9 protein-coding genes are annotated in these 12,685 nt (G+C 68.9%); 1 reads left to right on the forward strand and 8 read right to left on the reverse strand.

Features of this window, described 5'->3' with window-relative positions; translation table 11 throughout:
• Window position 1: 1 nt before the first annotated feature.
• Complete coding sequence (locus KO481_RS25000; RefSeq protein ID WP_215920188.1) at window positions 2–1,228, reverse strand: cytochrome P450; 1,227 nt, start codon at window positions 1,226–1,228, stop codon at window positions 2–4.
• 187 nt (window positions 1,229–1,415) lie between these two features.
• On the opposite strand from KO481_RS25000, the gene KO481_RS25005 reads away from it, so the two are divergent.
• Complete coding sequence (locus KO481_RS25005) at window positions 1,416–4,541, forward strand: non-ribosomal peptide synthetase (protein ID WP_215920190.1); 3,126 nt, start codon at window positions 1,416–1,418, stop codon at window positions 4,539–4,541.
• Between the two features lie 62 nt (window positions 4,542–4,603).
• Here KO481_RS25005 and KO481_RS25010 read toward each other — a convergent pair whose 3' ends face one another.
• The 7 genes from KO481_RS25010 to KO481_RS25040 are packed head-to-tail and all read right to left on the reverse strand — an operon-like array spanning window position 4,604 to window position 12,490.
• Window positions 4,604–5,452, reverse strand: coding sequence for a TauD/TfdA dioxygenase family protein (locus KO481_RS25010; RefSeq protein ID WP_215920192.1), 849 nt, complete (start codon window positions 5,450–5,452; stop codon window positions 4,604–4,606).
• Between the two features lie 29 nt (window positions 5,453–5,481).
• A complete protein-coding gene (locus KO481_RS25015; RefSeq protein ID WP_215920194.1) occupies window positions 5,482–6,489 on the reverse strand; it encodes a methyltransferase in 1,008 nt (335 codons plus the stop codon).
• 20 nt (window positions 6,490–6,509) lie between these two features.
• Complete coding sequence (locus KO481_RS25020) at window positions 6,510–7,772, reverse strand: FAD-dependent oxidoreductase (protein ID WP_215920196.1); 1,263 nt, start codon at window positions 7,770–7,772, stop codon at window positions 6,510–6,512.
• On the reverse strand, window positions 7,762–9,450 hold the full coding sequence (locus KO481_RS25025; protein ID WP_215920198.1) for a prenyltransferase/squalene oxidase repeat-containing protein: 1,689 nt from the start codon (window positions 9,448–9,450) through the stop codon (window positions 7,762–7,764). Before KO481_RS25025 ends, KO481_RS25020 begins: the two co-directional genes overlap by 11 nt.
• Window positions 9,447–10,439, reverse strand: a complete 993-nt coding sequence (locus tag KO481_RS25030; protein WP_215920200.1) for a UbiA family prenyltransferase — start codon at window positions 10,437–10,439, stop codon at window positions 9,447–9,449. Before KO481_RS25030 ends, KO481_RS25025 begins: the two co-directional genes overlap by 4 nt.
• Window positions 10,440–10,442: 3 nt before the next feature.
• Entirely contained in the window at window positions 10,443–11,456 is a 1,014-nt protein-coding gene (locus KO481_RS25035) for a polyprenyl synthetase family protein (protein WP_215920201.1), read from the reverse strand.
• A 35-nt stretch (window positions 11,457–11,491) separates the two neighbouring features.
• Window positions 11,492–12,490 (reverse strand): aminotransferase class I/II-fold pyridoxal phosphate-dependent enzyme, encoded by a 999-nt coding sequence (locus KO481_RS25040; protein ID WP_215920203.1) that lies wholly within the window; start codon window positions 12,488–12,490, stop codon window positions 11,492–11,494.
• Between the last annotated feature and the right edge of the window lie 195 nt (window positions 12,491–12,685).

Genomic DNA, 12,685 nt, shown 5'->3' on the forward strand with positions numbered 1-12,685 from the left:
TTTACCAGCGCACCGGCAGCGATGTGGGCCCGCTCACCACCAGGCCGGTCTGCCACCGGACCTCGTCGGCGGGAATCGCCAGTGTCAGGTTCGGAAACCGGCGCAGCAGCGACCCGATCGCCACCTGTAGTTCGACCCGGGCCAGCTGAGCGCCCAAGCAGTGATGGACGCCGTACCCGAAGGTGACATGCTGGTTGGAGGGGCGTGCCAGATCCAGCTCGGCAGCGTTATGGAAGATCGTCTCGTCACGGTTGGCGGACAGCAGGTGCACGAACACCGCCTCGCCGGCGCGCACCGTGGCGCCTGCGATCTCGAGATCCTCGGTGGCCACCCGGGGGAAGACGACGCCGTTGCCGAGCTGTACATAACGCAGCATCTCTTCGACCGCGGCGGGCACCAGTTCCGGGTCGGCCAGCAGCTGCCGCCATCGGTCGGGCCTGGTGAGCAGCAGGTAGGTGAAGTTCGAGATCTGCTTGGCGGTGGTCTCGTGGCCGGCGATGAGCACGGTCATGCCCAGCTGGACGAGTTCGGCCTCGCTGAGCCGGTCGTCGTTGTCGCGGGCGGCGACCAGTGCGCCCAGCAGATCATCGCAATCCTCCGGGACCTCGCCCTGGGCCACGGCCCGGCGCCGTTCGGCGACCACCTCGGCCAGATAGCCCACGAGCTCGTCCTGGGCCGCGACGATCTCCTCCCGGGTGTACGCGGTCGTGGACAGCAAGGCGTCGGAGAAGTCCCGGAACCGATGCTGATCCGCTGCGGGGACGCCGAGCATCTCGCAGATGATGGTGACCGGCACCGGCAGGGCGAACTCCTCCACCAGATCCGCGGGCGCACCCATCTGCTCGATCGCGTCGAGGCGCGCGTCGACGATCTGCTGTGCACGCGGGCGCAACTGCTCGACCCGGGGTCCGGTGAACGCCTTGGATACCAGCTTGCGCAATCGGGAGTGCTCGGGCGGATCCATGCTCAGCAAACCCTCCGGTTCGGGGGGTTCGGGGATGAGGCGCGGTATGTCCTCCCGGCCGACGGTCACCGAACGACTGAACCGGGGATCGCTGAGAACGAACTTGGCGTCCTCGTAGCGCGTGACCATCCAGCCGTCGCCGCCGTACGGCAGCCGGATGCGGGTGAGGGGCTCCTCGCGGCGCAGTCGCTCGTAGAGCGGATGGATCTCGGGCCCGGCCAGATCGCCGAAAGGATAGTGGCGCACTTCGGATTCGACGCTCATGGCGTCTCCCCTCTTCCGTCTGCTCTGGGAAGTTCAACGGCCAACCCATACACCGCCGTTCAATGGCATGGTACACAGATAGATGTAGCATTAGTGTTACTTCGACGGGTATATCCATGCGGCTCAGTCGATTTAAGCTCGGTTCGCGTGCGGACAGCGCACGGTCGCCCGCCCGAAAGGCTGCGGTATGGATGACTCTGGTCGCGAAGGCCCCGTCGTGAACGACCGCCCCGCGCAAGCCGTTTCGCTACTGACCATGCTGCATGCCAGCGCCACGCGTCGTGCGGCCGCGGTCGCCGTCATCGATGCCGGCCGCCGGCTCACCTACCGGGACCTCCTGGACGAGGCGCACGGCTTTGCCGAATATTTGGTGAAATGTGGTGTCCGGGAGGGTGTTCCCGTGGCGAGCTGCCTGCCGCGCGGCGTCGCGGCGGTGGTGACTCAGCTCGCGGTGCTCACGATCGGCGCGGTATACGTTCCCGTCGACCCGGCACACCCCGACCCGCTGCTGCGGCAGCTCCTGAGCGGTGTGCGGTCGCGACATCTCGTGGTGGAGCGAGAACGCGACGCGGTCGGGGACGCCCAGCAGATCGTGCTCGGCGATCCGGCGATTCCCCGGTCGTCATCCGGGCGGACGTGGCCCGAACCGCCCATGGATGCCCTGGCCATCGTGATCCACACCTCGGGCAGCACCGGTCGGCCGAAGCCGGTGGCCCTGTCCCACCGCGCCATCGCCAACTCCACGCGGGCCCGCCTGCACCGCTACCACCGCGGGGTCGGCGAGTTCGCCATGGCCTCGCCGATGACCTTCGACATGTCGCTGGTGGGTATCTGGTGGACGTTCGCCACCGGCGGCACGCTCCGGATACTCGCGCCCGATACCGCCGGGATGTTCAGCGAACTCGCCGACGCGCTGTCCGCCGGCACCCTCACACACACGATGCTCACCCCCTCGGTCTACCGGCAGGTTCTGTCCACAGTGGACAAACCTGCACCTACGCTGCAACAGATCTTGGTCGGTGGTGAACCGTGCCCTGCCGACCTTGTCGAGGAACACTATCGGCGGATGCCCGAGGTGGAGTTGACCAACGAGTACGGTCCGACGGAGGCGGCCGTATGGTGCGCCGGCGCCACCCTGCGGCCCGGCGAGGACGTCGTCATCGGAACGCCGGTGCTGAACACGGAAATCCTTGTGCTGGACGGCGATCGGCAGGTGTTACCCGCGGGCGAGTTCGGGGAGCTGTGCATCGGCGGCCCCAGCCTCGCCGATGGTTATCTCGGCCTGCCGGAACTGACCAGCACGGTATTCATCCCGCACCCGGCCGACCCCTCCCGCCGGATCTATCGCACCGGAGATAGAGGGAGGTGGCGTCCGGATGGTCGGCTGGAGATTCGCGGCCGGCTCGACGAACAGGTGAAAGTGCGTGGTCATCGGGTCGAGCTGGGGGGCGTAGCCACCGTGTTGCGTGCCGCTGCGGGCGTCCGGGATGCGGTCGTCAGCAAGCGCGCCGACCGGTTGGTGGCCTACGTCACCGGCGAGGCCGCAGATCCCGAGACGCTGTATTCCGAGCTGCGGCGGCACGCGGACCAGCTGCTGCCCGAGTACGAACGACCCGCGGCGTATGTTCTGCTGCCTGGTCTGCCCCTCGCCGTCAGCGGCAAGATCGATTACGCGGCGCTGCCCGAACCGGCGGTCGCGAGACCGGAGTTGAGTTCGGCCTACGTACCGCCCGCGCTGCCCAGCGAGCATCGAATTGCGGCGATCTTCAGCGGACTGCTCGACGTGCACCCCATCGGGCTGCATGACAACTTCGTCGAACTGGGCGGTGACTCGCTACTGGCCGCCCGCGCCGCGCACCTCATCGGGGACGAGTTCAGCGTGCACGCACCGATCAGGACCGCGTTCGACCAGCCGACGGTCGCCCGCCTGGCGGCCTGGCTGGCCACGGCGCCGCCCGCGCGTGACCGAATTGCCGTCACCGGCTCGGCAGCCGCGGCCCCGGCGGGCCGATTGCCGCTCACCGAGATACAGGCCTCGACCTGGGCATACGACCAAGCACTGCGGTGGAACACCGTCGCCGGCCCGGATTTCACCTTGTCGGCCACCTACCGGATCAACGGAGCGCTCGATGTCGGGGCGCTGGGCGAGGCGGTCGATGAACTCGTCAACCGGCACGAAGCGTTGCGTACCTCGCTATGGCTGCGGCCCGGTGAGGAATACCAGCTGATCGGACAGCCCGCGACCGGGCTGCTGCGCGTAGCTGGCCCGCGGGCCGAGTTGGCGGATCTGTTGCGGGCCGAGCCGCTCGAACCGGCGTCCGGGCGGGTATTCGCGGCCGACCTGATCAGCTATTCCGATGTCGAGCATCAGTTGTCGGTGCGAGTGCAGCATCTGATCGCGGACGACTGGTCGTTCAGGCTCATCGAGCGCGAGCTCAGCGAGCTCTATGCGGACCTGCTGGCCGGTCGTGCCCCGGGGCTCGACCCGGCACCCAGCTACTACTCGGCGATCACGCAGGCCACAACGACGATCAGTGCCGCGGACCAGATGTACTGGGCCGAGAAATGCCGTGGAGTGCGACCCGTCGAACTCATTCCGCCCGAGCGCCTGCGGCGACCGGACGCGGTCCACCGGGTCATGGGCACCAGCGTTGTCGTTCCCGCGGCCGACTTTCTCCGGCTGGTACGGGCCAATCAGGTGACGCTGCACACCGCGGTGTACGCGATGACCCACGCGCTGGTGGCCGCCGACACCGGCGCACAGGACATCACGCTGAACACCGTCAACGCGGCGCGGCGCAACGCCGAACTGGAACAGACCGTGGGACTGTTCGTCGACACGGCGATCGTCCGGCAGCGATTCTCGCCGGGGCTGACCTTCCAGGACAGTCTGCGCCCGGCCGCCGACGAACTGGATGCGACCTATCGGCACAGCAATGCGACGATGTCCGCCCTGTGCGCCCAGGTGCCGGAGATGCTCGCCATGATGGTCGACGCACAGCCGATCATGTTCGAGACCGTCGCACCGGTTGCCGGGCTGCGGCTGGCGAACTGCTCCATCCAGCGCCGCGATCCGTTCGATGCCGGCTACGACGGACAGCCGTACCGGTTACCCGTGGGACTCACCCTGATCGTCAGGCCGGAGGGAACCGCGTTGCGGCTGTTCGCGTTCTACGACACCGCCCTGTTGCCCGCCGCTTATGTGAACAATCTCTTGCAACGGATGCAGGAGATCGTCCTTACCTGTGGTCGGCACGCCGACCTTCCGCTGGACCGTCTGGTGCCGGCCGACCTGTCGCTGCGTGCGCTGTGACACCGGCAGAGCGCCGGGCGTTCGGCCCGGCGCTCGGTCGATGAGGCACAGATTCGCCGCCGCTATGATCGGCTCGTTGATGCCTGGCTCTCAGTGTCGACGTGATGTGCCCAGCGTGGCTGCTCGCCCGTTGGCTGGTCGCCGAGCACGGTGACACGCTGCCCGATCCGGCGTTCGGTGTAGTCGTTGATCGCGTGGTGCTGCGTGGCCCGGTTGTCCCACATCGCGATCGCGCTCTCCTGCCAGCGGAAACGGCAGACGTTCGCGGGGCGCTCGGAGATCTCGAACAGCAGCCCGAGCAGCGCGTCGCTCTCGTCCTTGCGCAGTTGCGGGATGCGCGTGGTGAACATGCGGTTCACGTACAGCGACCGGCGCCCGGTGATCGGATGGGTACGCACCACCGGATGCTCGGCCTCGCTGCGGAAGGCGCCCCCGGGGACGGCGAAGACGTGCTGCGCGGTCAGGCCGGTCAGCAGGTCGCGTATGGGCGCGGACAACGTCTCGTAGGCCAGGTACTGGTTGCTCCACATAGTGTCACCGCCCCAGGGCGGGCAGCGCACGATCTGCAGGATCGACGCGATCGGCGGGCTCTGGCTGAAGGTGACGTCGGTGTGCCAGACGTCGGCCTTGGCGCCCTGGTCCGAATCCAGCACCACTATCTCGTCGTGGCCGTCCAGTTTGGGCAGGAACGGGTGCACCTCCAGTTCGCCGAACCGGCGCCCGAATGCCTTGTGCCCCTGCGGGCTCAGCCCGGCCGCGTCGGGGAAGAACAGCACGAGGTGTTCGAGCAGCAGCGCGTGCAGCTGCTCGAACACCTCGTCCGTGAGATTTTCCAGATCGACGCCGTGCACCTCGGCGCCGAGCGCGCCGGAGATCGGGCGCGCGTCGATAGAGTTTTCCGTGCTGACCATTGTCGTCCGTCCTGTGCGTATTGTCCGGATCACGGTCGCGCGCACTCGACGACGACCAGGCCCCCTGGCCAACTCCGCGAGCGACGCACCACGAGCCCCGCGTTGATCGCGAGGTTCTCGGTATCGGCGAGGGAACGCTCCTGACCGCCGAGCAGCACCAGCGACTGCAGGTCGAAGGACGTGGTGCGCTTGGCATGGTCCTCGCCCGCCAGCACCTCCACGATCAGTACGCGGCCGTCCGGGCCGACGGCCTCCGCGCAACGGCGCAGAATCGCCTCGGCATTCTCGTCGTTCCAGTCGGTAAGCACGCGGGACACCACGTAGACGTCCCGGCCGGCCGGGAGCGGATCGAAGAAGCTGCCGGGTACGAATTCGGCGCGGTCGGCGACCCCGGCAGCCTGCAGCGCCTCGCGCGCCTCGGTGACCACCGGAGGCAGGTCGAGCACCTCGCCGCGCAGGTGTGGTTGCGCCATAAGGACATCGGCCAGCAGCGCACCGATGCCGCCGCCGACATCGATCACGGTGTGCACATCGGTCCAGTCGTACTCAGCGGCCAGCACCGGCCCGGTCTGCCAGGCATAGGCGGCCATCACGCCGCCGAAGAAGCGACGCAGCTCGTCATTGTGCTGATAGTCCGACCAGAAGGGGACGCCGTGCACCGCGCCGTAGGCGGACCCGCCGGTGCGGATGGAGTGCAGCATCCCGGTGAACGCGAGATCCATTCTGGTGCCGGGGCTTTCCAGGTTCAGCCAGCCGCGGAACCAGGTACCGTCCTCGGAGAGCAGCTGCCGGGACAGGTCGGTGAGTCCGTACTGCTGTGGCCCGGTCTCGGTGAACAGGTCGATGCTCACCAGGTGGCGCAGCAGTCGGCCGAGCGACTCCCGGTGCGCGCCACTGGCTTTCGCGAGTCCGTCCAGGTCGGTGGTGCCCTCGGCGACGAGTTCGGGGATGCGCAGGGTGATCGCGGTCCGCACCGCGAACGGTGTCGCCAGATCGATCAGGCTCGCCAGCCGGGCGCTCGGATCGGTGGATTCCATGGGTACTGAGGTCCTTTCGGTCAGGCCCAGGCGGGTAGGCGCCGGGCGCGTGGGTCTGGGAGGAGGCCGATCTGATGCAACCGGTCCAGCGGTGTGATCCGGTGCGTGCCGAGGCCGGACATGTTGTGCATGACGGTGTAGCTCAGTCGCCGGTTGGCCCCGGTGTGGCGCAGCGCTCGCCGGCCGAGGGTGCGGCCGAGCCGGGACAGGTCGGTCAGCATGCGCGCCGCGTTATGGCTCGTCTGGCCGATGTGTGCCAGGTTCGGCAGCCGCGCGGCCTCGTATTCGGCGAGCGCGCGGTCCACATCGGACGGATCGAGCCGGGCCGAGATGGCGCCGATGCGCACGGCGAGCTCGTGGGCGTCGACGATCGCGCTGTTCATACCCTGCGCGGCCATCGGATGCACCATGTGCCCCGACTCGCCGACGAGCGCGAGACCCGGTGCCGTCAGTGTCCCGGCGAGGAACCGGGACACCGGCAGCAGCTGCCGGGTGTGCAGGCTCTTGGGCAGTGCGTCGCCGAACGCGGCGAGTGCCGGCAGGTCGTCGACGAGACCGTCGGCCCACCGCACCAGCGCATCGTCGTCCAGGCCACGCAGCTCGTCCGGTTGCGTCTGGACATACAGGCGGACCCGCCCGCCGGGCAGCGGATAGCACAGCCGCAGCCCCCGCCCGGTGGTATAGGCGGTGAAGTCGGATTCGACGTCGACGCCGTGGATGTCCAGCGCCACCAGCCGATGCGGGTAGTCCGCCTTGTTCGCGGGCACGTCCACGGCCTTGCGCAGCCGGGAGGAGATGCCGTCCGCGGCCACCACCAGCCGCGCGTCGACCTGCTCCTCGGTCTCTGCGCCGCGTAGTCGCACGCCGGTTACCCGGCCGTCCCCGGCGCGCGAGAGCCCACCGGCCAGGACGCCCCAGCGCAGCTGCACGGTGCCGGGCAGGTCCTCGGCAAGGGTTTTCAGGATCACCGGATGGTCCTGGGCCAGTAGCCAATTGGTTGCGCCCGGTAGCTGGTCGTAGTTCAGCGCCATCCGAACCTGCCCGACCCGGTCCCGCGCCACCAGCCGGGACAATCGCAGGGCTCCGCGCTGTTCCAGCAGAGGTGCTACGCCCCAGCGGCGCAGGATGTTCAGCGCTCCCGGCTGGAGCACCTCGCCCTTGGCTGCCGTGGTGTAGGTGGCTTGCTTGTCCACCACCAGCACCTCGAGACCCAATGCGCCCAACGCGTGTGCGGTGGCCAGTCCGGCCACGCCCGCGCCGCAGACCACGACGTCAGTGCGCATCGCGGGCACCTCCCGCCGACGCGTCGCGATAGCCGGAAAGTGCTTGCAGTGCAAGACCATTCGCCAGCCCGCCATTGGGATAGCGGCAGACGTGCCGCACGTACTCGTTGATTCTGGCCGCGGGCCAGGAACCATCGGCCAGCTGTGCGTCCAGCAGCCACCGTGTTCCGCTGCGCACGATCGGCGCGTCGGCCGGGACGCCCGCACTCGACAATGCCGACAACGCCCAGGCCGTCTCTTCGACGGTACCGGGTTCCTCGCCCGTGCCGGTGCTCCAGGAGCCGTCGGCCAGCGCGGTGCGCAGCAGCCAGTCCCTGGCTTTCACCGCGACCGGACTCGCACCCTGACCTGCCTTGACCAGGGTGCGCAGCACCGCCGAGGTGCCGGCGGTGTGCATCCGATACCAGACCGACTCGAACGTGCCGTCGGGTCCTTGCGCGGCGCCCAGCCAGCGCACCCCGCTGGACACCCGCACGTCGTCGGCCGATACGCCCGCGTCGAGTAGTGCGTCGAGTGCCTGCGCGGTCATGTGCGGACATGGACCGCTGTTGGCCACCTTGGTGTTTCGCACGCACAGACCCCACGATCCCCTGCTGTCCTGCTGCGCGGACAGCCAGCCGAGGCCGCGTTCGATGCTCGGCCGCTGGTCGGTCCCGGGCAGTGCAGTCAGCACCGACACGATCTCGCCGGTCTCCAGCGTCGCGGGCCAGCCGCGAGGGCCGGACCAGCCCCAGAAGCCCGGCGGACAGCCGAACGCGGTGAACGGGCGGTCCTGCTGGTCGCGCAGGAACAGCTGTTTGGTGGCGAGCAACCGCTCGTCGGCGGCGTAGCCGGCGGCTATCAGCCCGGCACCCGCGTACATCGACCAGGTCAGGTCGAGGGTCCCGGAGTTCCACGAACCATCGGGGTTCACCTTGTCCCGCAACCACGCCACCGCACCCGCGACCATGTCCGGCGCCAGCTTCGCCCGGGCCAGGCCTGCCGTGATCAGCCCGGTCACCCAGGCGTCGTCGCACCAGCCCCCGGTGCTGCCCTCGTGCTCGTAGATCTGCCGGATGATCGACAGTGCGTTCGGCTCGCCCGCCTTCGCCAGCGACCGTAACAGTGGGTTGGTCGGCCGGTACCGGGTCTGCGCGAGGCCCAGTGCGGCGACCATCGGCGAGCGCAGGTCGAACAGCCTGCGGAACAGGCCGGGAAAAAGCGCCAGTTCCAACGGGAACCGCCGCATCTCGCGCGGTGTCAGCCAGCCAACGTAGCCGTAGAACTGGCGACACCAGGCGACCACCTCGGGGTGCGGGATGGCCTCGAGACCACCATAGCGTTCCAGCCAGCGCCGACCGAGATCGACGTGGTGCGCCGCATCGGCGGGCGCGACCAGGTGCAGGGTCGCGGCGGCCACCGCGGTGGGCCCGGCCTCGGCGGTCCCACCGGGCACCATGCTCCAGCCGCCGTCGGGCAACTGGGTCCGGCGCAGCCAGTCCGACCCGAGTTCGATCTCCCTCGCCGCCCCCTCGGGATCGGCGAACCACAGCGCGGAGACCGCACCGACCGTGCTCAACGTGGAGGTCAGCGCACCGTCGCCGTAGTCGAACACGCCGTCGGGGCGCTGCACCGCGAACAGCGCCTCCGCGCCCGCGTCGATGGCGTCGGTAATCTGGTCCGTCGTGCGAGATGTCATATCTGGCCAACCATTCCGTGCGTTTCGAGTCCGGTCGGGGGAAGTTCGTGCCGGGAGCGCATCAGTGCCTGGGTCGACCCGCTGAACAGCAGCACCGGCAGCAGCACCAGCACGGCCGTGAGCACTCCGACCCCGGTGACGATGACCGAAGCGGCCAGCACCAGTCGTTCGATAACCAGGAGCTCATGCGCGCGCAACGCCCGCGCCCGGGTGGCGGCCGGTGTCATCGCGAACAGCGGCACGATCGCGGCGACCCCGATAGCGGCCGCGCATCCGAGCAGGACCAGGCAGGCGGCCCGATCGTGCAGCAGCAGTAGGGCGCCGATGAGGGCGACCGCGATGGCGGCGGAGTACAGCACCAGCGCGAGCCGCACCGAATACGGCACGCCGTGGCGGGCGGGCACCGACCGGTAGCCGCCGGCCCGGTCGCCGGCCACATCGCGGATCGCGCCCACCAGGTTGGACGCGGTGTCGTGCAACAGGAACAGTGGCGTCAGGGCCAGCACCGGCCAGGTCGGCAACGGATCCGCTGTCATCGCGCCGACCAGGAAAGCCAGCACGGTGATCAGCCCCCGCACCACGTTGCCGACCAGGCCCCGACCCTTGTACACCCGGCTGTAGGCGACGATCCCGGTCATGGCCAGCGCGAACAGCGCCAGTGCCCGCCAGTTCGCGGCGACGACCACGAGCGCGGAGCCCAGCGCGCAGCAGATCCCGCCCACCAGCGCCGCCGTTGCGGACAGCCGGCCGGACGGGATGGGCCGCTGCGGTTTGGCGATCGCGTCCAGCTCACGGTCGAAGTAGTCGCCGAGGTAGTGCCCGGCCAGCCAGCCCAATGCCGGAGCGGCCGCCGCGGCCGCGAACTCACCGGCGCGATCGGCGCCCGCGAGGCTCGCACCGGCCACCCCGACGAGCGCGGGATAGCAGAGCGTGTACGGGCGCCAGGTCTGCACGTGTGCGACGACCGCGCGTCGCAGGACGGTCCACATCGCCTACCGGTCCCGGTTGATCGACGCCTCGGCGATGTCGCTGAGCAGTTCCACTCCCGCTGCTCCCGGCAGTCCGGTCAGGTCCGCTCGCGCCGCGGCGATCTCGGCCATCGCCCGTGCCCTGCTGGTCGCGATCGCGCCCGTGCGGTCGAGCAGTTCGCCCATGAGCCGGTATGCCTCTTCGGTGGGCAGCCGACCGGACAGTGCCTCGGCAAACCGTCGCCGATCGGTGTGCGTGGCCGACCGATAGCCGGTCAATACCGGAAAGGTCGGCCGCAGGTTCCCGATGTCGCTGGTTTTCGGCTTTCCCGTGTGGTCGGTGTCGGTCAGGTAAGGGAGCAGGTCGTCGTAGATCTGGAAGGCGACCCCGAGATGTTCGGCATAGCGCGTGATCGCCGCGACCTGCTCGGGGCTGCCGCCGCCGAGGATCGCGCCGACGCGGCACGCGCCGCGGAACAGCGCGCCGGTCTTCAGCGCAACCATCTGTTCGTAGTCGGAGATCTCGCAGGCCAGATCGCCGACCAGTTCGGCCTCCCGCGCCTGGCCGCGGCACACGTCCGCCCCGGCGTCGGCGAGCACACGCGCGGCCTCCAGGATGGCCTCCGGCGGCCGGTTGCACTCGGCCAGCGTGCTGAACACGGTCAGTATCAGGTAGTCCCCGGTGACCAGGGCATCGGCCATGCCATAGCGGGCATGCACCGAGGGACGCCCCCGGCGCAGCTCGTCGTCATCGATGACATCGTCGTGAATCAGCGTGGCCACGTGCAGGTACTCCACGGCCATCGCGGCGGGCGATACGCTGGCCCACCCCCCGCCGACCGCCTCGGTCGCTCCGAACAACAGCAGCGGCCGCAGCATCTTGCCCGGCGCGAGCAACGCGTATCCGGCGATGTCCGGGATCCGGTCGTCACGGTTCGACCAGCGCCTGTCCAGCTCCCGGGTGACCTCGTCGACCAGTGCCGCGGAATTGATCTCGGCGATCGTGGCACGGGACTCGGGTGTGTTCGTCGCGGCCACGTCACCGGCTCCTACGGGGTCGGGGCACAACAATGTCATCGGTCCACTCCGGCGAACCGCAGGGCCAGGTCGATGAGGGCGTCGTTGGCCTCGCGCGTGCCGACGGTGACCCGGACACCCGCGCCGGCGATCTCCCGGACCACGACTCCCTCTGCCGCACAGAACCGGACAAACCGGTCGTTGTCCGCACCGAGCGGCAGCCAGTGGAAGTTCGCCTCGCTGTGCGGTACGGGCCAGCCGATCCGGCGCAGCGCCGCGTGTACCCGCTCGCGCTCATCCGCCACCTCGGCGCAGTGCCGGCGCATGGCCGCCTCGGCGCGCAGCGCGGCGAACGCGGCCGCTTGGGCCGTCGTACTGACCCGATAGAAATACCCGCCGGGCGCCAGCCTGGCGATCACCGCCGGGTCCGCGACCAGGTAGCCGACGCGAAGCCCGAGCAGCCCATACGATTTGGAGAATGTGCGGACCACGCACACCCGGGCGTCTTCCCGGCAGTGCTGCAGGCCGTTCGCGATCGCTGCGGGGTCCGCGAAATCGGCGTATGCCTCGTCGATGAGTACCAGAACCTCTGGTGGCAGGTGATCGAGGAACTTCCCGAGCGCGACCCCGTCGACCGTTGTCCCGGTTGGATTGTTGGGATTGCAGATCAGCACCACTCTGGTGCTCTCGGTGACCGCGGCGGCCATTGCGGAAAGGTCGTGGGTGAAGTCGTTCAGCGGTACCGCAATCGCGGTCGCGCCGGCATTGCGAGCCAGCAGCGGATACATCTCGAACGACGGCCAGGCGTGTACCACCTCACCGCCGGCCGCGAACGTCGTGAGGAACTGCTGTAACAGCGCGCCCGAACCGGGGCCGGCGAGCACATGTCCGGGCGGCACGTCCAGGGTGGTGGCGATGGTGTCGGTCAGCTTCGTCGACAGCGCGTCGAGGGTGAGGTTCACGGTGTCGGCGGAGGTGATCACGGCCTCCCGGACACCGGGCAGCAGTGCGGAGAAGTTCTCGTTGAGGGATAGCTCGAAACGAACGGATGCCACGATGTCGATCTCCGTTTCTGCCGGCGCTTTCCGGTATTTCGAATTCGATGGGTTGGCGGGTCCAGGAGGTATTCGCTTCGGGGAGTTGGTGAATGCCTCGCTGAGTTCGCCGGGCACGGATCTCGAAGATGATTGCTGCCAGCGAGCACTTTCACACCGGCTAGCGCGACGATGTCCATCATCATCGAAAGTCGT

The sequence above is a fragment of the Nocardia albiluteola genome (assembly GCF_018860155.1).
GTDB lineage: Bacteria > Actinomycetota > Actinomycetes > Mycobacteriales > Mycobacteriaceae > Nocardia > Nocardia albiluteola.

Coding starts and splice junctions, on each gene's coding strand:
- KO481_RS25000 (WP_215920188.1), bottom strand. CDS start 1,228: ATGAGCGTCGAATCCGAAGTGCGCCACTATCCTTTCGGCGATCTGGCC.
- KO481_RS25005 (WP_215920190.1), top strand. CDS start 1,416: ATGGATGACTCTGGTCGCGAAGGCCCCGTCGTGAACGACCGCCCCGCG.
- KO481_RS25010 (WP_215920192.1), bottom strand. CDS start 5,452: ATGGTCAGCACGGAAAACTCTATCGACGCGCGCCCGATCTCCGGCGCG.
- KO481_RS25015 (WP_215920194.1), bottom strand. CDS start 6,489: ATGGAATCCACCGATCCGAGCGCCCGGCTGGCGAGCCTGATCGATCTG.
- KO481_RS25020 (WP_215920196.1), bottom strand. CDS start 7,772: ATGCGCACTGACGTCGTGGTCTGCGGCGCGGGCGTGGCCGGACTGGCC.
- KO481_RS25025 (WP_215920198.1), bottom strand. CDS start 9,450: ATGACATCTCGCACGACGGACCAGATTACCGACGCCATCGACGCGGGC.
- KO481_RS25030 (WP_215920200.1), bottom strand. CDS start 10,439: ATGTGGACCGTCCTGCGACGCGCGGTCGTCGCACACGTGCAGACCTGG.